Raw genomic sequence first — 23,175 nt, 5'->3', positions numbered from 1 at the left:
ACGACGACGAGGACGAGGGCGAGTGCGCCGGGTTGAACAGGCCTGTGCAGTTGATGCCCACGGCGGACGGGCGCCGGAACAGGCGGGCGGTCGGCTGGGCCGTGTTCCCGGGGTACGCCACGGCCGCCGGCGGCTGCTGAGCGCGGCCCCCGTGCCTCGGCTTCCTAGAGTGCGAGTGCGGCGCGCAGTCCTGCCGAGACCTTCATCATGGTCTGAGGGGACAACGCACCGCGGTCCTCCTCCAAGTCGGTGCGGTACAGCAGGGCTACGTCGTCGCAGAGCGCACGTCCCACAAGGGGGTCCGCCGACCCGAGTTCGATGATCGTCGGCAACTCGGGCTTCGTGCTGGTGGTGAGCCGGACCGCCAGGCAGTCCTGCAGGGCTCGGTTGCGAGCGTTGTTGGAGACGACGAGCCAGGGTTTGCGCCCATTGCCGATGTCGGCCATGTAGACCCGGCCTCGGATGGGGGTGGGTGCGTTGCTCACGGAGGTCAGTCCTCCAGTCGAGCGCTGCGGGCTCGCATGGCGCGACGCGTGGAGGCGTCCTCGTCGTCCTGGGCGGCGGCCAGAGCGGCATAGCCGGTGAGCATGGCGTGCTCGGTCACGGCGATGCGTCCAGCAGTCAGAAGGGCGTGAAGAGTCTCGGCTTCCGAGGCGTCGTCGGACAGCCTTATGCCCGCCATCTGCTCAAGTGCCTCGTGTTCCGGTGACCCGGCCGTTCGGAGACGCTCGATGTGGGCCTGGTCCTCTTGGCTGAGGGGGACACTCTTGCGGACCTTCGTGTTCGCCATGACGCCCAGCATGCGGCAGATTCTGCAGCAATGCAAGCTGCACTATGTGCTGCAATCTGGCTCACAGCCCCGGCGCCCCCCACACCGGGAACCACCGGGACAGGTCCTTCTCCACCCGGAGGTCGTCGCCGAGGGCGCCCCGGACCTGGAGTTCCAGCTGGTTGTCGCGCTTCTCGGCGGTGCCGGGCAGCGGGGCGAACGGGTAGAACGTGCCGCGTTTGTAGAGGTAGACGAGCGCCAGCGACCGGCCGTCCGCTGACTCCGGGTCCCGGAAGCCGATCAGCGAGCAGAGCAGGTGCGGGCCGAAGCCGCCGTCCTGGAGCATCGTGTTGACCGCGTGCAGGTCGTTGACCAGGCCCGCCGTGTCGTCGGCCGGATGGGTGGCCAGCAGCCAGGTGTAGCCGTACGCGTCCCGGCTGAACTCCACCGGGATGCCGCCGCGTTCCGTGTCCGCGTCCAGCAGGTCCCGTACGTCCTCCTGGAGGCGCGCGAAGCCGCCGCCCTCCACACCCGCGAAACAGACCGACCCCCGGCCGGTCGGAGTGAAGCCGGTGGCGGCCTGGAGGGTGAGGGCGGCGGAGGGGACGGCGAAGAGCTGGTCGAGGTCGGGGCGGACCGGTTTGCTCCGGCCGAGGATCGCGTCGAGCAGGCCCACGGGCGTGACTCCTTCAGCGCTCGATGGTTCGGACGGGTTCAGCGGGACAGGTCGGCGGAGATCCGGGACAGCTGGTCCAGGCGCTGTTCCAGCGTCGGGTGCGAGGAGAACAGCCGGCTCATGCTCTCCTTCGCGGAGAACGCGGGCATGAAGTAGAACGCGTTGTACGGCTCCGCCTTCCGCAGGTCCTCCGTCGGGATGCGGGCCATCTGCCCGCTGACCTTCGTCAGGGCGGAGGCGAGCGCGGAGGGGCGGCCGGTGAGCAGGGCGGCGGCCCGGTCGGCGGAGAGCTCGCGGTAGCGGGAGAGCAGCCGGGTCAGCAGGAAGCTGATCGCGTACACGACGGCGCTGATCAGCGGGATCAGGAGAAGCAGGATGCCCGCCGGGTCGTTGCCGGGGCGGCTGCGCGCGAAGCCGCCCCACAGGGCGATCCGGGTGATGATCCCGGCCAGTACGCCGAGGAACGAGGCGATGGTCATGACCGCCACGTCCCGGTGCGCGACGTGCGACATCTCGTGGGCGAGGACTCCCTCCAGCTCCTCCGGCTCCAGTCGGCGCAGCAGGCCCGTCGTCGCGCAGACCAGGGCCGTTTTCTCGCTGCGGCCGGTGGCGAACGCGTTCGGCACGTCGCTCTCGGCGATCGCCACCTTCGGCTTCGGCATGTCCGCCAGCGCGCAGATGCGGTCGATGGCGCCGTGCAGCTCGGGGGCCTGTTCGGGGGTGACCTCGCGGGCCCCCATGCCGTACGCGGCGATGCGGTCGCTGAACCAGAACTGGGCGATGAACATGCCGCCCGTGATGATCAGGATGATCGGCCAGGAGCCCCGCAGGGCCGCGAGGAGCACGCCCACGAAGACGACGTAGAGCAGACCGATCAGGAACATGGTGGTGACCATGCGGCCGGTCAGACCCCGGTCGGGGGCGTAACGGGAGCGGGCTCGTGGCATCGGTGCCTCCCAACAGCTCGGCTGTCTCCCATAGTGCCCCTTTACGGTGAGAACCGGATAAACGTGCTGTGTGCAGCCGCCTGCTCTGGTCAGGGCCGGAGCAGCTCCCGCGTCCAGCCGCCTGTGCCGGTCAGGGCCGGATCGGCTCCCGTGTCCAGCCGCCTGCTCCGGTCAGGGCCAGAGCAGCTCCCGCGTCCAGTCGCCGCCGCTCCCCGCGCCCTCGGTGCGGCGGTAGCGCAGCCGGATGTGGCGGCGCCGGGCGTCGCCCTGGAAGAACTCGACCTCGGCCGGCTCGACGACGTACCGGGTCCAGGTCGGGGCCTCCGCGTCCGGCTCCGCCACCGCCCGGTCCCAGGCCGCGTCCGCCGTTCGGTGGAGGGTCGCCACCGCGTCCACGACCTCGCTCTGTGACCCGGTCAGCGCGGCGGCCAGTGCCCCGGTGGACCGGGCGTGCAGGTCGGCGTGGCTCTCGGCCGGGGTGCAGCGGACGACCGGGCCCCGGACCCGTACCTGCCGGCCCTGCGCGGGCCAGTAGAAGCCGAGCGCGGCGTGCGGACGGGCGGCGAGCTGGTGGCCCTTGGCGCTGGTGGCGTGGGAGGCGAAGTGCCAGCCCCGCTCGTCCGCGCCGTGCAGGAGCAGCGTGCGGACGTCGGGCAGGCCCTCGGCGTCGGCCGTGGCCAGCGACATCGCGTGCGGCTCGGGCTGTCCCGCCGCCACGGCCTCGGCGAACCAGCCGTGGAAGAGGGCGAGGGGCCCCGGCGGGGCGGACTCCGGATCGAAGGCGGGCAGCTCGGTGTCCCAGACGCGCTGGGCGTGCAGGAGGTCGCGGAAGGAGCGCTGGGCGGTGTCGTCGGTCATGGGGTCATTGGACCGCATGGAGCCGTCGGGCCGTGCGGCCCGACGGAGAAACCGGGCGCGGCCGTGGCGGACCGCGAGCCGCCGCCCTTCGACGGGGACACCGCCGCGCGGTACGGGACCCTCGTCGCGCTCGCCCTCGGGGTCCGTGTGACGCGGTCCAGGCCCGCGCCGCATGGACCTGACGATCGCGTCCGTGGCGTCCGTGGCGTCCGTGGCGTCCGTGGCGTCCGTCGCGTCCGTCGTATACGTCGTGCCCGTCGTGCCCCTCGCGTCGGTCCGGGCTGCCGCTCCTCACCCGCAACGCCGACGACCGCATGGGCCCGGCGAGCAGGGTCACCGTCGTCGGGCTGCGAGGGCGGAGCCCTCACCCCCGTCCCAGCACCACCGTCCCCGAGGAGCAGAACCAGCCGCCCGTCCCCGACGCCACCGCCAGCTCCGGCAGCCCGCCCCCGGCCCTCACCACCTGCCGGGCGCCTGCCTCCCCGCGCAGTTGCCGTACCGCCTCCACCAGCAGGAACAGCCCGCGCATCCCGGGGTGGCAGGCGGACAGGCCGCCGCCGTCCGTGTTCACCGGGAGTTCCCCGCGCAGCCCGGTGCGGCCCTTCTCGACGAACGCGCCGCCCTCGCCCTTCGCGCAGAAGCCCAGGTCCTCCAGCGTCACCAGCGTCATGTACGTGAACGCGTCGTAGATCTCGGCCAGATCGATGTCGGCCGGCCGCACCCCGGCCCGCTCGAAGGCCAGGCGGCCGGAGACGGCGGCGGGGGAGACCGTGAAGTCCTCCCACTCGGACATCGTGGCGTGCGAGGTGTGTTCCCCGGTCCCGAGGATCCACACCGGGGCCTTCGCCGTGTCCGGTACGTACTCCTCGGCCGCCAGCAGCACCGCGCATCCCCCGTCGCTGCGGATGCAGCAGTGCAGCTTGGTGAACGGGTCCGCGATCATGGGTCCCGACAGCACCTCGTCCACCGTGACCGGCTCCCGGAACATCGCCTCCGGGTTCGCCGCCGCGTTCGCCCGCGCCGTCACCGCCACCTCGGCGAGCTGCTCCAGCGTCGTGCCGTACGCGTGCATGTGGCGGCGGGCGGCCATCGCGTACTTGGCGACCAGGCTGTGCCCGTACGGCACCTCGAACTGGGCGGGCCCGCGCGCCCCGAACGACAGGTTCGACGTGCGGCGGCCCGCCCTGATGTCGGCCCGCGCTGTCGAGCCGTAGACCAGGAGCACGGCCCGGGCCCGGCCCGCGGCGATGGCGTCCGCCGCGTGGGCGGCCATCACCTCCCAGGTGGCGCCGCCCACCGCCGTCGAGTCGACCCAGGTGGGCCGCAGTCCCAGATACTCCGCGACCTCCACCGGGGCCAGCGTCCCGAGCCCCGCCGAGGCGAAGCCGTCGACGGCCGAGCGGTCGAGGCCGGAGTCGGCGAGGGCGCGGCGGGCGGCCTGGGCGTGCAGGGCGTACGGCGTGGCGTCGTCCACGCGGCCGCAGTCCGCGAGTGCCACACCGGCGACGGCGACCTTGCGGGAGCGGGAGGCAGGCATGAATCTGACGGTACATCAGATGCGGGGTCGTGCAACCGTGCGCGCGTGATGGCTTCCTCGTCCCGCGTGTGTGCGCGACTCTGGGAATTCCCCTCCCCTCTCCCTAGTATGACGGATCGTCAGATCCGGGGTCGTCGGGTGCCCCGGGTGGAAGGAGCCCGCCGATGGACACCGCCCTCACCGCGGAACAGCGCGAGATCCGCCGCACCCTGCGCGACCTGCTCGCCCGGCACGGCGGACCCGGCGCGATCCCCGCCGCCGTGCACACCGCCGAGGGCTACGACCCGGCCCTGTGGCGCAGGCTCGCCCGGGACCTCGGGCTGCCGGGCCTCGCGCTCGCGGAGGAGTACGGCGGGGCCGGCTGCACCGCCACCGAGCTGGCCCTCGCCTGCGAGGAGACCGGGCGGGCGCTGCTGCCCTCCCCGCTCCTCGCCACCACCGCCCTCGCCGCACCCCTGATCGCCGCCCTCGGCACCCCGGAGCAGCGGGCCGCTCACCTGCCCCGGATCGCCGACGGGACCCTGACCGCCGCGCTCGCCCTCCCCGGCGGCTCACTCGCCACCGCCCTCGGCCTCACCGGCGACAACCTCGACGGGGCCTGGGCGGGCGGCGGCCGGGCCGGCGGCGTCCAGGTCCGCGGGGCGGCGGGCGGGCGGCGGCTCTACGGGGAGGCGGGCCGGGTCCTGGACGGGCACAGTGCCGGGCTGCTCCTGGTCGCCGCCCACGCCGGGGGATACCCGCGCAGCCGTACGCAGCTGTTCCTGGTCCCCGGTGACGCACCCGGGCTCGTCCGCACCCGGCTCACCGCCCTCGACGAGACCCGCCCCCTGGCCCGCCTCGAACTGCGCGACACCCCCGCCGAGCCGCTCGGTGCGGACGATGCCGCCGATGTGGCCGCCGCCCTCGCCGACGCCGGGCGCACGGTCGCCGCGATCCTCGCCGCCGAGGCGGTCGGGGCGGCGGCGAGCGCCCTGGAGCGCACCGTGGAGTACGTGAAGGCGCGCGAACAGTTCGGCAGGGCCGTCGGCTCGTTCCAGGCCGTCAAGCACCGCCTCGCCGACCTGTACGTCCGGGTCGAGGCGGCCCGCTCCGCCGCGTACCACGCGGCCCGCGACCCCGAGGCCGGACCGCTCGCCCTCGCCCAGGCCCTGGAGGCGGCCAGGATCACCACCGGCGAGGCCGTCCAGCTGCACGGCGGCATCGGCTTCACCTGGGAGCACGAGGCGCACCGCTACCTCAAACGGGCGGCGGGCGACGAACTCCTCTTCGGGCCGGTCCACCGGCTGCGCGACCACGCGGCGGAACGGGCCGGCCTCTTCGGGCCCGCCACCACCGCCTCGCAGTCCACCACCGCTTCGCGGCGCGCCACCGCCTCGCAGTCCACCACCGCCTCGCTGCCCACCGTCACCGATTCCGGGCCCACCGCCGCCGATTCCGGGCCCGCCGCCGGGGCGGGTGTCCGGTGACCGCCGCCCGGGGGGTGCGGCTGGTCCAGCGGATCTCCTCGGCCCGGGGTTTCGCGCTGATCGCCCCGCATGTGGTCCCCGTCCTGGACCGGGCCGTGCACCGGCTCACCCGGGGGAGGGTGCTGCTCAGCGCCCGGATGCTGCCGGGGCTCGTCCTCACGGTGCCGGGGGCGCGGACGGGCCGCCCGAGGACCACTCCGCTGGCCTGCATGCCCGAGGGGGAGGTGGAGGGCGCCTGGATTCTGGTCGGCAGCAACTTCGGCCGTACGGGTCACCCGGCCTGGACCGCGAACCTGCTGGCCCGCGGGGACGAGGCCGTCGTCAACTGGCGCGGCCGGGACATCCCCGTACGCGCGACCCTGCTGGAGGGCGAGGAGCGGGCCCGGGTGTGGGAGGCCGCGCTCGCGTTCTGGCCGCCGTACGCGGCGTACCAGCGGAGGGTGGAGCGGCAGATCAGGCTGTTCCGCCTGGAGCGGCGGTAGCCGCAGGGGTGGCGGCCGGAGCGGCCGGAGCCGCAGGAAGGGCGGCCGGAGCGGCGGCCGTGGGCGTCGTCCGGGGACGCCGACGGCGGACCACCCGCGTGGGTGCGTGGGCGGTCCGCCGTCGGTGAGACAGGACGGGGCGGGGTGGGCCTACTTCACCGGCTTCTTGCCGGTGATGCCGAGGTGGACCAACAGTGCCAGGTTCGGGCGCAGTTCGGCCTGCTTGACGCCCCAGGTGGTGAAGCCCTTCTGGTGCGAGGCGACCGCGGCCAGCATCGCCACCAGTGAGCCCGCCATCGCCGCCGGGCTGACGTCCTTGTCGACCTTGCCCTTGCTCTGGAGCTCCTTCACCGATTCCGTGAGGGAGTTGGTGACCGAGTTCAGGATCTTCATGCGGATCTTGTAGAACCGTTTGTCCCCCTCGGCCGCGCCGAGGTCGATCACGCGGAGGATCGCGTCGTTGTGCCGCCAGAAGTCGAGGAACCCCTCGACGAGTTGCTCGGCGGTGGCCCAGCCGGCCTTGCCGACCCAGGAGCGTCCGGCGACCAGTTCGGTCAGCCCGGCACCCTCCTTGGCGACGTCCTCGGCGATTTCGAGGACGGCGCCCTCCACGTCGGGGAAGTACTGGTAGAAAGTCGCGGGTGAAGTCCCGGCCTTCCGGGCGACGTCGATGACTTTGACGTCCCGGTACGGCGAGGAGCTGAGCATCTCGCTGAGGCAGTCGAGCAGCTTCTGCCGCGTCGCCTGACCGCGTCGACCGGCCACGCGGCCGTCGACGGTGCGTACTTGTCCTGTCATGCCGTCAGCTTACCGAGGGGTGATGGGAGCGCTATTCGGCCGACTGCAAATGGGGAACGGCGCAGGACCGGCGGTGTGCCCGGGGGTGGGGGCGGCGGTTTTCGGCCGCCGTCCGCAGAGGCCGCGGGAGCTGGGGATGTTACGTACGGTAAATGTTATCAACAGCCTGTGGATAACGTCGGTGGACAACTTTCGTCCACATGCCGGGCGGCCCCATCACCGACCGGTCACATGTTCCCCAGGGGGCGTCCGTCGCGCGTTCGCCGTGCGTCGGGGCGCGCGGGGCCGGAGGCGACGTTACGTTGACTGTGACGGGCGTCACGACGTCACGATGTCATCGTCGGCGTCACTGCTACGGAAGGACCCGGTCCCATGGCCGCATTCGCGCATTCCGCGCCGTGCTGGGCGGACGTGCAGCTCTCCGACCTCGAAGCGGGCAAGCGCTTCTACGGCGGGCTCTTCGGCTGGACCTTCCGGGCGGGCGACGGCATGCCCTTCGCGGACGCGCTCAGCGACGGCCGCCTGGTCGCCGCGCTGGCCGCCAAGAAGGACGGCCGGATGCCCACGGCCTGGGGCGTCTACTTCTCCACCGACGACATCCGGGCCACCGTCGCCGCGATCCGCGAGCACGGCGGCCAGATCATCACCGACCCGGTCCGGGCGGGGGCCGCCGGGATCGTGGCGGAGGCGGCCGACCCCGGGGGCGCGGTCTTCGGGCTCTGGCAGCCGGAGGAGCGCGCGGGCTTCGAGAAGCAGAACGACCCCGGCTCCTTCTGCTGGACCGAGGTCTACACCCGGCAGCCGGACCGGGTGGACCCCTTCTACGAGAAGGTCTTCGGCTTCAGCGGCACCGACCTGGACGAGGCGGGCCACGACGTCTCCGGCGACTCCGAAGCGCTCGTCGACTTCCGGATGTGGTCCCCCGAGGGCGTCGAACCCGGCCCGGACACCGCCGTCGGCGGCCGCAGCGTCATCACGGACGCCTTCCCGGCCGAGATGCCGAGCTACTTCCTCATCTACTTCGCCGTCGCCGACTGCGACGCCGCCGCCGAACTCGCCGTACAGCTCGGCGGGCGCGTCGTCCAGCCGCCCTTCGACATCCCCTACGGACGGATGGCCGTGCTCCACGACGACCAGGGGGCCGCCTTCGCCGTACTGCAGCCCGCGAGCTGATCCCGTCACCGGGCAACCGGTGTGTGCGCATACGGGATGAAGTGACATGGGACACCCCGATCCGCCCCCGGGTTCGCAACCGGGGCCCGCGCCAGGAAGAATCGGGGTGCGCGCAGGGCGGGATTCGACCGGGCGGTAATACGCGGACCTCGACGCCGAGGTCCGTACGGGAGGGTGGCAGGCAAGTGGTGGAGCAGCTGACGCAGCACGACCCCAGACGGATCGGCCCGTTCGAGGTGCTGGGACGGCTCGGGGCCGGCGGCATGGGGCTGGTCTATCTCGCACGCTCGGCGTCCGGCCGGCGGGTGGCGATCAAGACGGTGCGGACCGAGCTCGCCGAGGACCAGCTCTTCCGGGTGCGCTTCACGCGCGAGGTCGAGGCCGCCCGCGCCGTCAGCGGGTTCTACACCGCCGCCGTGGTCGACGCCGACCCGCGCGCCGCCGTGCCCTGGCTCGCCACCGCCTATGTGCCCGCGCCCTCGCTCGAAGAGATAGTGAACGAGTGCGGCCCCATGCCGACGCAGGCCGTGCGCTGGCTGGCCGCCGGGATCGCCGAGGCCCTCCAGTCCATCCACGGCGCGGGCCTCGTCCACCGCGACCTGAAGCCGTCCAACGTCCTCGTCGTCGAGGACGGCCCCCGGGTGATCGACTTCGGCATCGCGTCCGGCGTCTCCAACACCCGCCTGACCATGACGAACGTCGCCGTCGGCACGCCCGCGTACATGTCGCCCGAGCAGGCCCGGGACTCCCGCAGCGTCACCGGGGCGAGCGACGTCTTCTCGCTCGGCTCCACCCTCGTCTTCGCCGCCACCGGGCACGCCCCCTTCCACGGGGCCAACCCGGTCGAGACGGTGTTCATGCTGCTGCGCGAGGGGCCCGACCTGGCAGGGCTCCCGGACGACCTGCGGCCGCTGATCGAGTCCTGCATGCAGATGGACGCCACCCGGCGGCCCAGCCCCGCCGACCTCCAGTCCCAGCTCGCCCCGCACCTCTTCGCCTCCGGCGGCGACGACAGCGGTACGGCCTCGGCCTGGCTGCCGGCCCGGGCCACCGCGATGATCGAGGCGCGCCGGGGCGGCGGGCGGACCGCGCCGCCCGCGGCCCCCGTGTCACCCCCGCCGCCCCGCGGCAGCCCCAGGGCCCCGGAACCGGACACCGCCTGGCGCAGTGGGGCCGATCTGCGCTCGCCCTCCCCGCTGGCCTCGCCCTCGCCGCTGTCCGGCGGGCCCGCCCCGGTCCCCTCGGCCGGGCCCTCCGCTCCCGACAGCGGGCCCGTCCGGCTGCCCGGCGCGAAGGTGCCGATCGGCCCCGGACCACGGGCGGGGACGGGCGCGGCGCGGCCGCCTCGCACCCGGCCCCCGCGACCGGCTGGGTCCGCCCGCCCGCCGGGGTCAACGGTGCCTCCCCCGCGGCCACGGCACCCGCCGCGCCCGTGCCGGCCCCGGGCCCCGCCCCGGACGCACCCGCCCCCGACCGGTGGCGGCCCTGGCGCTTCCGCATGTCCAACGACGTGTGGGGCACGCCCGTCGTCTCCGGCGATCTGCTGTACGTGACGTCCTTCGAGGTCCACGCGCTGGACGTGGGCAACGGCCGACGCCAGTTCAAGACCCGGGACGTGGCCTGGGCGATGGCCGTCGAAGGCGGCAGGATCCACGCGTCCGACGGTCCCTCGCTGTACGCGCTGGACGCCACGACCGGCGCCGAGCAGTGGCGTCTTTCGACCGACGCCTGGGTGTACGCCCTCAAGGCCGACCGGGGCACGGTCCTGACCGCGACCCGGGGCGGCGGTGTGCAGGGCTGGGAGGCGTCCAGCGGCGAGAAGCTGTGGGAAGTCACCGGCGCGCAGACCGACTTCGAGACGGCGGAGGCCGGGCCGGTCATCCACGACGGCACGGTGTACGTCTGGCAGGACGCCCGGCTGCGCGCGCTCGACGCCCGGACGGGCCTGGAGCGCTGGTCGTACCCGGTCGGCGACGCGGCCTCCTGCGGCGGCGTTCCGGTCCGGGTCACCCCGGCCGACGACGGCTACGTCTACGTCGCGGCGGGCACCCGGGTGCTGGCGGTGGAGACCGGCTCCGGCCGGGTGCGCTGGCACTTCGAGGCCCCGGCGGTCTTCCTCTCCCCGCCCGCGTTCGCGCCGGGCCCGGCGGTGACCGGCGGCGGGGTGTACCTCGCGGACTACCTCGGCACGGTGTACGCGCTGGACGCGACGACCGGCAAGGACCGCTGGCGGATCGCCACGGAGGCCCGGTCCTCCGTCGAACCGGTGCTGGTCGCGGTGGGCAACGTGCACGTCGGCAGCGGCAGCGCGCTCTACACCCTGGACGCGGTCACCGGCACCCCGAAGTGGCGCTTCGCGGCGGGCGGCGACGTGGTGGGCGCGCCGGTGGTGGCGGACGGCCGGGTCCACTTCGGCTCGGCGGACCACGTGCTGTACACCCTGGACGCGGCGGGCGGCCAGCTCCGCTGGAAGCTGGCGACGGGCGGCGAGATCACGGGCTCGCCCGTGGCGCGGGCGGGCGTGGTGTACGCGTGCAGCAAGGACCGCTGCGTGTACGCGCTGGACGCGCTGAAGGGCACGGGCACGGGGAACCGGGCGCGGACCTGAGCCCCCTCCTTCCGGCCTCCACCGGTCGGACGCGCTCGGGCGAGCCCGTCCGGCGGTCGCGGACGGAACCCCTGACGGGGGCGGGCGTCAGCCCTGCGGGGGCGGAGGAGGCGGCGGCCGGTGGGGCGGGTGCACCGGGTCCCGGGGGTCGCCCTCCGGGTAGGGAGCCCGCGGATACGACCGCGTACGGGGGTCATGGGGATCGGGACCCGTGTAGGGGTCCACCTCCGGCTCCGGCCACGGCGACGTCTGCACGGACATCCCCGGCTCCTGCGTCGGCGGCCAGGTGTCCACCTGATCGGCCGCCGGCACGGCGAACGGCTCCACCGGCTCCCGATCCCGCACCGCCCGCCGCTCCCGCCGGCTCCGCCGGCCGCTCATCAGCAGCGCCCCGATCAGCATCAGCGCCCCGCCCGCCAGTGCGTTGGCCACCCCCACCTGCAACCCCGCCCCGCCGCCGCCCACCACCAGCGATCCCGCGGCCTGCCCCTGGCGGACCATCCACAGGACCGTGAAGCCGAGCACCACCAGGCCCGCGAGGGCGACCACGAGCCGCGACCGGAGCAGCACGCCCAGGACCACCAGCAGCGCCGCCCCCAGGAAGGGCAGCAGGATCGAGACCAGCACCCCCGACCCGGTGGCGGTGATCCCCCCGAAGAGGTCCGCCACGCGGTAGTCGCGCCCGACCCGCCCGGCGTACCAGTCGCGGAACGGGCTCAGCACGGCCGACGCCGCCCCGGCGAGGGCGACGAGGGAGCCGAGGACGTTGCGGATCATCGTCAGGCCTCCAGGGGCGTACGCGAACGGCCCCCGTCACCGACGCTACGCCCGGACGATCACCCCCGCCACGCAGACCATGACCGGACCGTGACAGGGTCATGACGCGAAGGGGTGGTCGCGCACGGCATGCTGAGGGGCACGACGCACGCCCGTGGCGCGACGCACGACAGTCAGACGTACGGCAACGACACGCAAGGGGGGCTGCATCCATGATGCGGCGACAGATGAAGCTCGCGGCGGTCCTGGTCGTGGTGGTGCTCGCGCTCACCGGATTCTCGACCACCGCCGGCAGCGGCAAGAGCAAGAGCCGGAGCGGCAAGAGCAGCAGTTCGGGCGGCGGCTGCTCCAACTCGAAGAAGAGCAACAACGGCTACCGCGGCACGCACGACGACGACCACGACGACGACTACGACTCCTCGTCCTCCGGTTCGTCCGGCTCCTCCGAGACCCCGGCACCCACCGCGTCCGACGACGTCGCCGACGTCCGGGTCATCCGGTGTGCCGCGCCGCGCGAGGGCAAGCGCAAGGCGGTCACCTCGTCGCTGATCGAGGTGCGGGCGAACGATCCGTACACGCAGGAGTACGAGATCGACGTGCGGTTCGTCGACGCCCGCGGCAACACCGTCGACACGGCCGATGCCACCGCGACCCTCGACACCGGCGAGTTCCGCACGCTCACCGTACGGATGGAGAGCCCCGGCAAGGTGTCCCGGGTCAAGCGCTGCGAAGTGACCGCCAAGGTGCTCTGAGCGCACGGCCCGCCTGCGCAGGGCCCGCCTACGCGCGGCCCATCTGCGCAGGGCCCGCCTGCTCACCGCACCCTGCTCACCGCACCCGGGGCCGCCCGCCCCCGCACCGCGCCGCGAACAGTTCCGCCTGTCGGTCCGGGGGCAGGTTGCCGAGGGCGATCAGCGCCGGGGCCTGGGCCATCGCCTGGGTCCTGGCCGCCTCCTTCGCGGACCACACCGCCCGGACCGTGCCCTGTACCGCGTCCGTCGGGTACGCCGCGATCACGGCCGCCGAGCGCAGCGCCGCCGCCGCCGCGCCGCCCGGCTCCGTGACCTCGCTGACCAGCCCGACCGCGTGGGCCCGCTCGGCGCTCACCCGTTCCGCCGTGCCCATGAGGGACATCCGGGCGACTTCCCCGTACGGCATGCGCTGGGCCATCGCGACCGCCTCGTACGCGGGGACCATCCCGTACGCCGTGTGCGGGTCGAAGAACGTCGCCTCCCGGGAGGCGACGACGAACTCCGCCTCACCCAGCAGGTAGAACGCCCCGCCGCAGGCCATCCCCTCCACCGCCGCGATCACCGGCTTCCACAGGTCGTTCGCCTTGGGCCCGACGCGCAGGAGCGGGTCGTCGACGGCGTACGGGGAGGGAGGCTGCGGGACCTCGGCCCCCCGGTCGATCCCCGTGCAGAAGGCGCGGGTCCCGGTTCCGGTGAGGACGGCGGCCCGTACGCTCTCGTCGTACCGCAACTCCTGCCACAGCGAGGTGAGTTCCCCGGCGGTCTCCAGGTCGATCGCGTTGAGCTTCGCGGGTCGGTCGAGGGCGACGAGGACGACTCCGGGCGCGGCCTCCCGCTCGATGCGCAGGGCCATGGCTCATCGCTCCAGGAGCCAGCGGACGAGGGTGACCCGGCCGTCGGGCCCCGCCGGGCAGAAGGCGGCCCGCACCGGAGCCCCGATCCGCAGCCGTGCCGGGTCGACGGAGTTCAGCGGTGCGCCGGGGGAGGCGACGACGTTCCCGGCGAGCCGGATCCGCGGGGCCTCCGCCAGCTCCACCAGCACCGCGTTGTACGGGGCCTGTTCGGCGTAGGCGGGGAGGAGCGGCGGGTGCGGGACCACGTACGACCAGAGCCGTCCGCGCCCGCTCATCAGCCGCCACTCGCCGGCGAACGACCCGCAGTGCGGGCAGCAAGGCCGGGGCGGGAAGCGGAGCTCGCCGCAGGCGGGGGACGCGCAGGCCTGGACGCGGAGTTCGCCGCGGGCGGCGTACTCCCAGAAGGGCGCGCCGTCCTCGTCGACGACGGGCAGCAGCGGGGAATCGCTCATGCTCATGGGACTGCCTCAACTCCTCAGCAGGACGGCGGATGTCGGCACACCCTCACCGGCGGTGACCAGGCAGGTGGCGGCGTCCGGCACCTGGGCGGTGGAGGTGCCGCGCAGTTGCTTGACGCCCTCGGTGATGAGGTTGAAGCCGTGGACGTACGCCTCGCTCAGCCCGCCTCCGCCGGTGTTGATCGGCAGCCGCCCGCCGCTCTCCAGCGCCCCGCCCTCGGTGAACGCGCCGCCCTCGCCGCGCGCGCAGAAGCCGTAGCCCTCCAGGGACAGCGGGACGAGCGGGGTGAACGCGTCGTAGATCTGGGCCACATGGACGTCGTCCGGGCCGAAGTCGGCCTGCTTCCAGAGTTGTCGGGCTGCCGTCCAGGCGGGTCCGGTGAGCGGGTCGTCGTTCCAGTAGTTGACCATCCCGTGGTGCTGGGCGGGCAGCCCCTGCGCGACGGAGTGGAGGTAGACGGGCTTGTGCCGGCAGTCCCGGGCGCGCTCGGCGGAGACGATGACGCAGGCCAACGCCCCGTCCGTCTCCAGACAGTTGTCGAAGAGGCAGAGCGGTTCGCTGATCCAGCGGGAGGTCATGTACATCTCGCGGGTCAGCGGGCGGTCGTACATGACCGCGTCCGGGTTCTGGTTGGCCCGGTTGCGGCAGGCGAGGGCGACGTTGAAGAGGTGGTCCCGGGTGGCCCCGTACTCGTGCAGGTAGCGCCGGGCGAGCATGCCGATCTCGTCGGCGGGCCGCAGCAGCCCGTAGGGCCGGGTCCACTGGGCGGGAGTGGGGAGCTGGACGGTGGTGTTCCTCCACGGCCGGGGACCGGACCCGCGCTTGCGGGACCGCCAGGCGACCCCGACGCTCGCCTGGCCGGTGGCGATGGCGGCGGCGAGATGGCCGAGGGTGGCGCAGGAGCCGCCCCCGCCGTACCCCGCCCTGCTGAAGAAGGTGACGTCCCCGGCCCCGATCGCCTTGGCGAGTTCGACCTCGTCGGTCTCCTCCATGGTGTACGAGGCGAAGGCGTCGACCTCCGAGGGGGCGATGCCCGCGTCGTCGAGGGCGGCGAGGACCGCCCGGCAGGCGAGCGTCCTCTCGGACTCCGGAAGGCGTTTCGCGAACGCCGTCTGCCCTATCCCGGCTATCGCCGTCGCGTCCTTGAGCGTCGCCATCCGCTGACCTCCCGCACCGTCGCCGCTGCTGACAGCGGCAGAGGCTACCGCTAATCTGACGGATAGTCAGCTGGTGCGGCGGCGGAAGGCGGGCGCGTGATGCGGGGCGACGAGGAGTGGGGCAGCATCCCCGGGCTGGTGCGGGCGGCGGCGATGCGGTACGGCCCGGCCGAGGCGGTGGCCGACGGCCGCACCCGGCTCTCCTACGCCGAGCTGGGCGACCGGGTGGAGCGCGCGGCGGCCGCGTGCATGGCCGCCGGGGTGGAGCCGGGGGACCGGGTCGCAGTCTGGGCCCCGAACACGACGGAGTGGATCGTCTCGGCGCTCGGGGCCGTGAGCGCGGGCGCGGTGCTGGTCCCGCTCAACACCCGCTTCAAGGGCGCGGAGGCGGCGCACATCCTGCGGCGCAGCCGGGCCAGGCTGCTGTTCGTGACGGGGACGTTCCTGGGCACGTCGTACGTGGCGTCGCTGCGCCGGGCGGAGGTGAGGCTGCCGGACCTGGAGCGGGTGGTGGTCCTCGCGGACACGGCCCCGGAGGACTACACGAGCTGGCCGGAGTTCCTGGCGGCAGGGGAGGGGGTGGAGTCCTCGGCGGTCCGGGACCGGGCGGCGGCGGTCGCCCCTTCCTCCCCCTCCGACATCATCTACACCTCGGGCACGACGGGCGCCCCCAAGGGGGCGGTGATCACCCACGCCCAGACCCTGCGCGCGTACGGGATCTGGAGCGACCTGGCGGGCCTGCGCGAGGGCGACCGCTATCTGATCGTGAACCCCTTCTTCCACACCTTCGGCTACAAGGCGGGCATCATCGCCTGCCTGATGCGGGGGGCCACGATGGTGCCGCAGCCGGTGTTCAACGTGGACACGGTGCTGGCGAACATCGCGGCGGAACGCATCTCGGTCCTGCCAGGACCGCCGACCCTCCACCAGTCCCTGCTGGACCACCCGGCCCGCGCGGCGCACGACCTGTCGGCCCTGCGCCTGGTGGTGACCGGTGCGGCGGTGGTCCCCCTCCAGCTCGTGGAGCGCCTGCGCGTCGAGCTGGGCATCGCCACGGTCCTCACGGCGTACGGCCTCTCCGAGGCGAGCGGCATCGTCACGATGTGCCGCCGGGACGACGCCCCGGAGACCGTGGCGACCACCTCGGGCCGGGCGATCCCCGGCACCGAGGTCCGCGTCCTGGCGGACCCGGGCGTCCCGGGCGAGGTCCAGGTGCGCGGCTTCACCGTGATGAGCGGCTACTTCGAGGACCCGGACACGACGGCCGCCACGATGACCGAGGACGGCTGGCTCCGCACCGGCGACGTGGGCGTCCTGGACGCCGCGGGCAACCTGCGGATCACGGACCGGATCAAGGACATGTTCATCGTGGGCGGCTTCAACGCGTATCCGGCCGAGATAGAGCAGCTTCTCGGCCTCCACCCGGACGTGGCCGACGTCGCGGTCGTCGGCGTCCCGGACCCGCGCCTCGGCGAGGTCGGCAAGGCCTACGCGGTCCGCCGCCGGGGCGCGACGCTCACGGCGGACGACCTGATCGCCTGGTCCCGCCGCGAGATGGCGAACTTCAAGGTCCCGAGGGCGGTGGAGTTCGTCCCGGAACTCCCGCGCAACGCGAGCGGCAAGGTGATGAAGGGGGAGCTGCGGGGGCGGGGGTAGGGGACCGCTTGTCCGGCTTCCCCGGGTGGGGTGAGGAGGAGTGGGGCCTGCCCGCGTTTGGCGGTACGGCCGAGAGTACGGCAACTAAGAAGTACACCGTCACCCTGCCGGAGGAGCTCCGCGAGGCCGGCCTCCACGGCCGCAAGTACGCCGTCGACGCGGCGCTCGCGGCGCTCGCGAACCGTCAGCAGGGCCGGACGGCGCTGTTCACGTCCGACGTGGACGACATGGGGAAGCCGTGCGCGAAGAGGGTTCAGGTGCGCGGCCTGTAGGCCCCGCCCCCGGACACGCATGAGGGGCCCGAGCGTTTCCCCCGTCTCGGGCCCCTCACACATTCCCCCGTACCGCGACCTCGGCGGCTCCCCCTCGGCGTCGCCGTGATCGCTTCCCCCGTGTCCCCGTCGGGGAGGCCTACGGCTTCGGCTTGAACGGCTCCGACGTCGCGTGCTGGTCCTGCGTCGTCATCGGCTCCGACGTCGCGTGCTGGTCCTGCGTCGTCATCGGCTCGCCGGTCGCGTGCTGGTCGGCGGGCTTGAAGACCGGGTCCTTCTTCGTGGCGTCGGCCATGTCGGTCAACTCCTTCTCTCGGTGCGGTGCGCAGTGGGTTGGCGAGGCCCGTCCAGCTGTTCCCCCGTGGACGGCTGGGCGGGCCTCTTGGGGCCGCTCACCTTAGTGGCGCACCCGATGTCGCCCCCGTCTGCCCCCCGACGCGACGGATCGACAGGAACGAGCATGGCGGGCGGCGATAAACGAACGATGAACGAGCCCGTTTCAGTGCGCCGCGATGCTCGTCAGCAGGGAGCGGACACCGTCCGCCTCCGGTGCGGCGAGGTCGTCGTAGATGCCCAGCGCCTCGTTCCAGCAGACCTGTGCACGGCCGGTCTGGCCTATGCCCGCCAGCGCACGGCCCAGCACGGTCAGGACGTTTCCCCGCCGCCACTCGCCGCCGATGCCCCGCAGGACGGTCAGCGCCAGCTCCGCGTACTGGGCGGCCTGCGCGGGCTGCCCGGACGCGATGTCCACCTCCGCCAGCCGGAACAGGGCCATGCCCTCCCAGAGCCGCTGGCGGCTGTCACGGAATATCTCCAGCGCCTCGGTCAGCTTCGCGGTGGCGGCCGCGAACTCGCCGCTCTGGGTCAGCGCCATGCCCAGGGCGTAGCGGCCGTTCGCGCCGCGCAGGGCGTGTCCCAGGGAGTCGTAGATCTCGATGCCGGAGCGGGCCAGCGTGATCGCACTGCCGGTGCGTCCCGTGGCCAGGTGGATGCGGGAGAGGTTGCACAGGGCGCTCGCCTCGCCCGGCTGGTTGCCGTCGCTGCGGAACGCGTCGATCGCCTGGTTCAGGAAGGCTTCGCCGTCCTGGTGGCGGCTGTGGTAGAGCGCGATGATGCCCCGGGCGTTGGCGGCCCAGCTGACCGCCAGCAGGTCCTGGGCGGTTTCGGCCAGCCGCATCGCCTCCTCGGCCCCCTGGTCCGCGTGGTCGAACCGGCCCGCCAACTGGTGCGCGTTGGCGAGCGACATGACGGCCCGGCTCTCCGCCCGGGGGTCGCCGCACTCGCGTGCGGCCTCGCGCACGGTCGCGGCCGCCGCTTCGTACTGCTTCGCGTTGGCGCCCGACTCGCCCAGGTCCAGGGCGGCGTACAGCAGGTCCACCGCACGGCGCAGGGTGGCCGGGCGCGCCACCTGGCGTACGCAGGCCAGCAGGTTCGTCGCCTCCGTGTACAGCCAGTCCAGGGCCGCGTGCCGGTCGGCGAAGACGAGGCCCGCGTGGTCCGTCGGCTCCAGGTGGTCCACCAGCCGGTCCCCCGGCCGCTCCAGCGCGTACACCCCCGCGGCCGTGGCCAGATAGAAGTCCAGCAGCCGCGACACCGCCGACTCCCGCTCCACCGCCCGCTCGTCCCGCTCCGCGCACGCACGCGCGTAGAGGCGGACCAGGTCGTGGTAGCGGTAGCGGCCCGGGGCGGCGGACTCCACCAGGCTCGTGTCCACCAGGGCCTCCAGGAGGTCCTCCGCCGTGTGCGGGTCCAGGTCGAGCAGGGCGGCGGCCGCGGCGAGGGAGATGTCCGGGCCGTCCGCGAGGCCCAGGAGGCGGAAGGCGCGGGCCTGGGAGGGTTCCAGCTGGCCGTAGCCGAGCTCGAACGTGGCCTTCACCGCGAGGTCCCCCGCCTGGAGCTCGTCCAGCCGCCGCCGCTCGTCCGCGAGCTTCGCGGCGAGCACCGACACCGTCCAGGTGCGGCGCGCCGCCAGGCGGGAGGCGGCGATGCGGATGGCCAGCGGCAGGAAGCCGCACGCGGCCACCACGTCCAGGGCCGCCTCCCGCTCCGAGCCCACCCGCTCCGCGCCCACGATCCGGGTGAAGAGCTGGAGCGCCTCCTCCGGAGACATCACGTCCAGGTCCACCAGGTGCGCCCCGGCCAGGTCCACCATCCGCACCCGGCTCGTCACCAGCGCCGCGCACCCCGGAGTGCCGGGCAGCAACGGGCGGATCTGGGCCGCGTCGTGCGCGTTGTCCAGGAGGATCAGGACACGGCGGCCGTCCAGCGCCGAGCGGTACAGCGCGGCCCGCTCGTCCAGCGTGTCCGGGATCGCCGAGTCCGCCGTGCCCAGCGCGCGCAGGAACGAGCCGAGGACCGTCTCCGGTTCGGCGGCCCGCGCCCCCGCGCCCTGGAGGTCGACGTACAGCTGTCCGTCCGGGAAGTGCCTGCGGGCCTGGTGGGCGACGTGCACCGCCAGCGTCGTCTTGCCGACGCCGCCGATCCCCGCCACCGCGGAGACCGCCATGACCGAACCCTCGGCGGTGGCCAGCCGGCTCCCGAGCTCCGTCACGAACGCGGACCTGCCGGTGAAGTCGGGCACGGTGGCGGGGAGCTGCGCCGGCCTCAACGGCGCGGGCGCCGGGGCCGGTTCGTCCACCGGGCGGGCCAGCTCCTCGTCGGCGCGCAGGATGCGCTGCTGGAGCTGGGCCAGTTCGGGGCGCGGGTCCACCCCCAGCTCCTCCGCGAGGAGCCGCCGGGTGTCCGCGTACACCGCGAGTGCCTCGGCCTGCCGCCCGCTGCGGTACAGCGCCACCATCAGCAGCTCGCGCATCCGCTCGCGCAGCGGGTGCGCCGCGGTGAGCGCGGTCAGCTCGGACACCGCCTCCGCGTGGCAGCCGACCTCCAGGTCCAGGTCGAGCCGCGTCTCGGTGAGCTGGAGCCGCCACTCCTCCAGCCGGGTCCGCTGGTTGTCCGCGTACGGGCCGGGAACGGACGCCAGCGCCTCGCCGTCCCACAGGCCCAGCACCTTGTTGATCAGGGTGCGCGCCTGGCACCGCTCCCCGGCCGCCCGCGCCTTCTCCGCCTCGGCCGCCAGGTCCTGGGCCAGGGTGAGGTCCAGCGCGCTCCGGTCGATCCGGATCGCGTACCCGCCGGACTCGCTGACCAGCGTGTCCTGGCCGAGGATCTTGCGCAGCCGGGAGGCGTAGGTCCGGATCGTGGCCAGTGCCTGCGAGGGCGGGTCCTCGCCCCAGAACGCGTCGATCAGCTCGCCCGCGGTGGCCGTCCGCCCCTCGCGCAGCAGCAGCGCGGCCAGCAGGGCCCGCTGCTGGGGCGAGCCGGAGGAGAGCAGCTCCGGGCCCCGCCAGGCCCGTACGGGGCCCAGCACGGTGAACCTGAGAGCGTCCCCCGTACCCGGTTTCTCCGGAGCACGCTGCTCCGGTACGCGCACGCGTGGCCCGCCGTCACGGTCCATTGATGCCCCCTGTCCTGCTCGCCTGCCGGTCCCGCTCGTCTGCGGATCCTGCCGGTGGTGCCCGCGCCCGCATGCCCGCCGTGCGCCGAAGTGCGGTGGGCATCCGGATGGCGCGGTACCGCTGGTATCGCGCTCAACAGTCTGCCTTGTCCCGGGCTGCCTCGTCAGCAGTGGGTGACGCTCTGCACAAGCCCTCGACAACGATTCGGGAACCGTGCCCCGTCGCACGCTCCCGCCGCGCTCACCGCCGTGCTGCCGGGCCGTGCCCGCACAAGAGCTGACGGTTCGTCAGATCGGCGCTACCGTGGAACGCATGGAGACCTTCCCGAAGATCATCTCGGTGGACGACCACACGGTGGAGCCCGCTCATGTCTGGCGGGACCGGCTCCCGTCCCGGTACGCGGACTCCGGCCCGCGCGTCGTGCGCGCGCCCCTGAAGGAAATGACCTTCCTGGGCGGAAAGTTCGCGCCCGTGATGGGCGCCAGGGGCGACGACGGTCCGGTGGGCGACTGGTGGGTGTACGAGGACCTGCACCGCCCGCTCACCCGGCTGGACACCGCCGTCGGCTACGACAGGGACGAGATCAAGCTGGAGATCATCACCTACGAGCAGATGCGGCCCGGCTCCTACTCGGTCCCCGACCGGCTCGCCGACATGGACGTCAACCACGTCCAGTCCGCGCTCTGCTTCCCGACCTTCCCGCGCTTCTGCGGGCAGACGTTCACCGAGGCCAAGGACCGCGAGCTGGGGCTCCTCGGCGTACGCGCCTACAACGACTGGATGGTGGAGGAGTGGTGCGGCCCCGAGGCGCACGGGCGCCTCATCCCCCTCACCCTCATCCCGCTGTGGGACGCGGAGCTCGCCGCCGCCGAGGTGCGGCGCAACGCCGCGCGGGGCGTGCGCGCCGTCGCGTTCTCCGAGATACCTCCCCATCTCGGGCTTCCGTCCATACATGCGGACGACTGGGATCCGCTCCTCGCGGCCTGCGACGAGACGGGCACCGTCATCGCCATGCACATCGGCTCGTCGTCGCGGATGCCGTCCACCTCGGCCGACGCCCCGCCCGCCGTCGGCTCCACCATCACCTTCGCCAACTGCTGCTTCTCGATGGTCGACTGGCTGATGAGCGGCAAGTTCGAACGCTTCCCCAACCTCAGGATCATGTACGCGGAGGGGCAGATCGGCTGGATCCCCTACATCCTGGAGCGCGCCGACGTGGTCTGGGAGGAGAACCGCGCCTGGGGCGGCGTCGCCGGGAAGGTCCACCGCCCCCCGTCCGAACTCTTCGCCGAGCACGTCCACGGCTGCTTCTTCGACGACGCCTTCGGGCTGAGGAACCTCGACGCGATCGGCGTCGGCAACGTCCTCTACGAGACGGACTACCCGCACTCCGACTCCACCTGGCCCCGCTCCCGCGAGGTCGGCGAGGCGCAGATGGGGCACCTGCCCCCGGACGTCGTCGAGCGGATCGTCCGCGGCAACGCCATCGAGCTGCTGGGGCTCACGCCGGACGGCCTCTGGGCGGGCCCGTGAGCGTCGGTGGGCACGGAGCGGGGCCCTCCGCCCCGTACCCCCGGTGCGTCAGACCTTCGCCACCGGCTCCTGAAGCTCCGTCACCCACCCCGTCCGGTCCGGCGGACACTCCAGGCTGACCTCGCGGGCGTACCCCGTGGAACGGTAGCCGTTGGCCTCCAGCCAGCGCGCCAGGGTGTTGGCCGCCGGCAGTACGTCGTCCATCGCGCCCCGGTGCACGACCGTCGCCGCCTCGAAGGCCGGCAGCTCCACCACCCGCGCCTCCGTGTCCCCGGCCGCGCCCACCGGGGCCGACACGGTCACCCCGGCGTGCACGACGATCCCGCCGCCCCCGGGCTCGTCCTCGTACCGGGCGATCCCGGGGCCGGTGGGCCGGATGCCCGCGCCCTCCAGGAGCGGGAAGAGCCGCTCGTACAGCGGGCCGATCACCGGCCCGATGTCCTGCGGCTGGTAGCTCGCGGCCGTCCCGGTCAGCTCGGCCACCCGGACCGCGGGAACGGTCTTGATCACGACGTCTTCGGCAGGCATGCGCCCCTCGCTCTCGATCGACCGGAGCCTCGCCTCGACCCGGGCCAGCCGCGCCGCCGCGGCTGCCGCCGCCTCCGCCAGCTCCGCCCGGCGCAGCCGCAGCATCCCGCGCAGCTCCTCCGGGCCCACCTGCTCGTCCAGGACCGCCCCCACCTGCTGGAGCGTGAAGCCGAGGTCCTTGAGTGCGAGGATCCGGTTGAGCCGGGCGAGCTGGGCCGCGCCGTAGAAGCGGTAGCCGGTGGCGGGGTCGGTGCGGTCCGGGCGCAGCAGCCCGATGGCGTCGTAGTGACGCAGCATCCGGGGCGACACCCGTCCGTACCTGGCGAAGTCTCCGATGGTGAACATGACGGCTCCACACCACCCCTTCACACGGGGTCAAGGTCAAGCACGGTCCCGGGGCCGGTCCGGGACCGCGATC

At 73.6% G+C, this 23,175-nt stretch carries 21 protein-coding genes and 1 pseudogene; 8 read left to right on the top strand and 14 right to left on the bottom strand.

The window, feature by feature from the left end; all coding sequences use genetic code 11:
• Positions 1 to 164 precede the first annotated feature (164 nt).
• From KME66_RS13140 to KME66_RS13115, 6 genes are all read right to left on the bottom strand, one after another.
• A complete protein-coding gene (locus KME66_RS13140) occupies positions 165 to 485 on the bottom strand; it encodes a type II toxin-antitoxin system PemK/MazF family toxin (protein ID WP_253208316.1) in 321 nt (106 codons plus the stop codon).
• A gap of 5 nt (positions 486 to 490) precedes the next feature.
• Positions 491 to 790, bottom strand: coding sequence for a hypothetical protein (locus KME66_RS13135; RefSeq protein WP_216322049.1), 300 nt, complete (start codon positions 788 to 790; stop codon positions 491 to 493).
• 61 nt (positions 791 to 851) lie between these two features.
• Positions 852 to 1,445 carry a hypothetical protein gene (locus tag KME66_RS13130; RefSeq protein WP_216322047.1) on the bottom strand — a complete coding sequence of 198 codons (594 nt, stop codon included), beginning with the start codon at positions 1,443 to 1,445 and terminating at the stop codon, positions 852 to 854.
• A gap of 38 nt (positions 1,446 to 1,483) precedes the next feature.
• On the bottom strand, positions 1,484 to 2,392 hold the full coding sequence (gene htpX / locus KME66_RS13125; protein ID WP_216322045.1) for a zinc metalloprotease HtpX: 909 nt from the start codon (positions 2,390 to 2,392) through the stop codon (positions 1,484 to 1,486).
• A gap of 171 nt (positions 2,393 to 2,563) precedes the next feature.
• Positions 2,564 to 3,250: a pyridoxal 5'-phosphate synthase gene (locus KME66_RS13120; protein WP_253208315.1), complete on the bottom strand. Its 687-nt coding sequence runs from the start codon at positions 3,248 to 3,250 to the stop codon at positions 2,564 to 2,566.
• Between the two features lie 364 nt (positions 3,251 to 3,614).
• Positions 3,615 to 4,787 carry an acetyl-CoA acetyltransferase gene (locus tag KME66_RS13115; RefSeq protein WP_216322043.1) on the bottom strand — a complete coding sequence of 391 codons (1,173 nt, stop codon included), beginning with the start codon at positions 4,785 to 4,787 and terminating at the stop codon, positions 3,615 to 3,617.
• Positions 4,788 to 4,951: 164 nt separating this feature from the next.
• On the opposite strand from KME66_RS13115, the gene KME66_RS13110 reads away from it, so the two are divergent.
• Together KME66_RS13110 and KME66_RS13105 are read left to right on the top strand one after the other, a co-directional pair.
• A complete protein-coding gene (locus KME66_RS13110; protein ID WP_216322041.1) occupies positions 4,952 to 6,253 on the top strand; it encodes an acyl-CoA dehydrogenase family protein in 1,302 nt (433 codons plus the stop codon).
• A complete protein-coding gene (locus KME66_RS13105) occupies positions 6,250 to 6,735 on the top strand; it encodes a nitroreductase family deazaflavin-dependent oxidoreductase (RefSeq protein ID WP_073219917.1) in 486 nt (161 codons plus the stop codon). The genes KME66_RS13110 and KME66_RS13105 overlap by 4 nt, the downstream gene beginning before the upstream one ends.
• A 150-nt stretch (positions 6,736 to 6,885) precedes the next feature.
• Here KME66_RS13105 and KME66_RS13100 read toward each other — a convergent pair whose 3' ends face one another.
• A complete protein-coding gene (locus KME66_RS13100) occupies positions 6,886 to 7,533 on the bottom strand; it encodes a TetR family transcriptional regulator (RefSeq protein ID WP_216322040.1) in 648 nt (215 codons plus the stop codon).
• A gap of 372 nt (positions 7,534 to 7,905) precedes the next feature.
• Here KME66_RS13100 and KME66_RS13095 point away from each other — a divergent pair, with 372 nt between their 5' ends.
• Both KME66_RS13095 and KME66_RS13090 read left to right on the top strand, forming a co-directional pair.
• Positions 7,906 to 8,706, top strand: coding sequence for a VOC family protein (locus KME66_RS13095; RefSeq protein ID WP_216322038.1), 801 nt, complete (start codon positions 7,906 to 7,908; stop codon positions 8,704 to 8,706).
• A gap of 185 nt (positions 8,707 to 8,891) precedes the next feature.
• Positions 8,892 to 11,314, top strand: a pseudogene (locus tag KME66_RS13090) (PQQ-binding-like beta-propeller repeat protein).
• 87 nt (positions 11,315 to 11,401) lie between these two features.
• Here KME66_RS13090 and KME66_RS13085 read toward each other — a convergent pair.
• Complete coding sequence (locus tag KME66_RS13085) at positions 11,402 to 12,091, bottom strand: hypothetical protein (RefSeq protein WP_073219925.1); 690 nt, start codon at positions 12,089 to 12,091, stop codon at positions 11,402 to 11,404.
• Positions 12,092 to 12,303: 212 nt separating this feature from the next.
• Here KME66_RS13085 and KME66_RS13080 point away from each other — a divergent pair, with 212 nt between their 5' ends.
• The gene (locus KME66_RS13080) at positions 12,304 to 12,843 is read left to right on the top strand and encodes a hypothetical protein (protein WP_216322035.1); all 540 of its coding nucleotides are present in this window, start codon (positions 12,304 to 12,306) and stop codon (positions 12,841 to 12,843) included.
• A 76-nt stretch (positions 12,844 to 12,919) separates the two neighbouring features.
• On the opposite strand, the gene KME66_RS13075 is transcribed toward KME66_RS13080, so the two are convergent.
• From KME66_RS13075 to KME66_RS13065, 3 genes are read right to left on the bottom strand one after another with little or no spacing between them, the layout of a single operon-like run.
• Positions 12,920 to 13,696 (bottom strand): enoyl-CoA hydratase/isomerase family protein, encoded by a 777-nt coding sequence (locus tag KME66_RS13075; protein ID WP_216322031.1) that lies wholly within the window; start codon positions 13,694 to 13,696, stop codon positions 12,920 to 12,922.
• Positions 13,697 to 13,699: 3 nt separating this feature from the next.
• Positions 13,700 to 14,155 carry a Zn-ribbon domain-containing OB-fold protein gene (locus KME66_RS13070; protein ID WP_216322027.1) on the bottom strand — a complete coding sequence of 152 codons (456 nt, stop codon included), beginning with the start codon at positions 14,153 to 14,155 and terminating at the stop codon, positions 13,700 to 13,702.
• A 9-nt stretch (positions 14,156 to 14,164) separates the two neighbouring features.
• The gene (locus KME66_RS13065) at positions 14,165 to 15,313 is read right to left on the bottom strand and encodes a lipid-transfer protein (protein ID WP_216322024.1); all 1,149 of its coding nucleotides are present in this window, start codon (positions 15,311 to 15,313) and stop codon (positions 14,165 to 14,167) included.
• Between the two features lie 99 nt (positions 15,314 to 15,412).
• Between KME66_RS13065 and KME66_RS13060 the strand changes: the two genes are divergently transcribed.
• The gene (locus KME66_RS13060) at positions 15,413 to 16,969 is read left to right on the top strand and encodes a FadD3 family acyl-CoA ligase (RefSeq protein WP_216322021.1); all 1,557 of its coding nucleotides are present in this window, start codon (positions 15,413 to 15,415) and stop codon (positions 16,967 to 16,969) included.
• 8 nt (positions 16,970 to 16,977) lie between these two features.
• A complete protein-coding gene (locus KME66_RS13055; RefSeq protein ID WP_216329815.1) occupies positions 16,978 to 17,241 on the top strand; it encodes a hypothetical protein in 264 nt (87 codons plus the stop codon).
• 139 nt (positions 17,242 to 17,380) lie between these two features.
• Here KME66_RS13055 and KME66_RS13050 read toward each other — a convergent pair whose 3' ends face one another.
• Together KME66_RS13050 and KME66_RS13045 are read right to left on the bottom strand one after the other, a co-directional pair.
• Entirely contained in the window at positions 17,381 to 17,536 is a 156-nt protein-coding gene (locus tag KME66_RS13050; RefSeq protein ID WP_178378977.1) for a hypothetical protein, read from the bottom strand.
• Positions 17,537 to 17,740: 204 nt separating this feature from the next.
• Positions 17,741 to 20,695 (bottom strand): BTAD domain-containing putative transcriptional regulator, encoded by a 2,955-nt coding sequence (locus KME66_RS13045; RefSeq protein WP_073219942.1) that lies wholly within the window; start codon positions 20,693 to 20,695, stop codon positions 17,741 to 17,743.
• Between the two features lie 313 nt (positions 20,696 to 21,008).
• Here KME66_RS13045 and KME66_RS13040 point away from each other — a divergent pair, with 313 nt between their 5' ends.
• Positions 21,009 to 22,229 carry an amidohydrolase family protein gene (locus tag KME66_RS13040; RefSeq protein WP_216322018.1) on the top strand — a complete coding sequence of 407 codons (1,221 nt, stop codon included), beginning with the start codon at positions 21,009 to 21,011 and terminating at the stop codon, positions 22,227 to 22,229.
• Between the two features lie 48 nt (positions 22,230 to 22,277).
• Here KME66_RS13040 and KME66_RS13035 read toward each other — a convergent pair whose 3' ends face one another.
• Positions 22,278 to 23,102 carry a MerR family transcriptional regulator gene (locus KME66_RS13035; RefSeq protein WP_216322013.1) on the bottom strand — a complete coding sequence of 275 codons (825 nt, stop codon included), beginning with the start codon at positions 23,100 to 23,102 and terminating at the stop codon, positions 22,278 to 22,280.
• Positions 23,103 to 23,175: the final 73 nt, after the last annotated feature.

The organism is Streptomyces sp. YPW6 (assembly GCF_018866325.1).
GTDB lineage: Bacteria > Actinomycetota > Actinomycetes > Streptomycetales > Streptomycetaceae > Streptomyces.
This window is presented reverse-complemented; position numbering and strand designations above follow the sequence as displayed.

Excerpts from the sequence above, each read along its gene's own strand:
- KME66_RS13060 (WP_216322021.1), top strand. The coding sequence starts at position 15,413 with ATGCGGGGCGACGAGGAGTGGGGCAGCATCCCCGGGCTGGTGCGGGCG.
- KME66_RS13100 (WP_216322040.1), bottom strand. The coding sequence starts at position 7,533 with ATGACAGGACAAGTACGCACCGTCGACGGCCGCGTGGCCGGTCGACGC.
- KME66_RS13120 (WP_253208315.1), bottom strand. The coding sequence starts at position 3,250 with ATGACCGACGACACCGCCCAGCGCTCCTTCCGCGACCTCCTGCACGCC.
- htpX (WP_216322045.1), bottom strand. The coding sequence starts at position 2,392 with ATGCCACGAGCCCGCTCCCGTTACGCCCCCGACCGGGGTCTGACCGGC.
- KME66_RS13085 (WP_073219925.1), bottom strand. The coding sequence starts at position 12,091 with ATGATCCGCAACGTCCTCGGCTCCCTCGTCGCCCTCGCCGGGGCGGCG.
- KME66_RS13050 (WP_178378977.1), bottom strand. The coding sequence starts at position 17,536 with ATGGCCGACGCCACGAAGAAGGACCCGGTCTTCAAGCCCGCCGACCAG.
- KME66_RS13070 (WP_216322027.1), bottom strand. The coding sequence starts at position 14,155 with ATGAGCATGAGCGATTCCCCGCTGCTGCCCGTCGTCGACGAGGACGGC.
- KME66_RS13115 (WP_216322043.1), bottom strand. The coding sequence starts at position 4,787 with ATGCCTGCCTCCCGCTCCCGCAAGGTCGCCGTCGCCGGTGTGGCACTC.
- KME66_RS13075 (WP_216322031.1), bottom strand. The coding sequence starts at position 13,696 with ATGGCCCTGCGCATCGAGCGGGAGGCCGCGCCCGGAGTCGTCCTCGTC.
- KME66_RS13095 (WP_216322038.1), top strand. The coding sequence starts at position 7,906 with ATGGCCGCATTCGCGCATTCCGCGCCGTGCTGGGCGGACGTGCAGCTC.
- KME66_RS13135 (WP_216322049.1), bottom strand. The coding sequence starts at position 790 with ATGGCGAACACGAAGGTCCGCAAGAGTGTCCCCCTCAGCCAAGAGGAC.
- KME66_RS13110 (WP_216322041.1), top strand. The coding sequence starts at position 4,952 with ATGGACACCGCCCTCACCGCGGAACAGCGCGAGATCCGCCGCACCCTG.
- KME66_RS13080 (WP_216322035.1), top strand. The coding sequence starts at position 12,304 with ATGATGCGGCGACAGATGAAGCTCGCGGCGGTCCTGGTCGTGGTGGTG.
- KME66_RS13035 (WP_216322013.1), bottom strand. The coding sequence starts at position 23,102 with ATGTTCACCATCGGAGACTTCGCCAGGTACGGACGGGTGTCGCCCCGG.
- KME66_RS13065 (WP_216322024.1), bottom strand. The coding sequence starts at position 15,313 with ATGGCGACGCTCAAGGACGCGACGGCGATAGCCGGGATAGGGCAGACG.
- KME66_RS13040 (WP_216322018.1), top strand. The coding sequence starts at position 21,009 with ATGGAGACCTTCCCGAAGATCATCTCGGTGGACGACCACACGGTGGAG.
- KME66_RS13045 (WP_073219942.1), bottom strand. The coding sequence starts at position 20,695 with ATGGACCGTGACGGCGGGCCACGCGTGCGCGTACCGGAGCAGCGTGCT.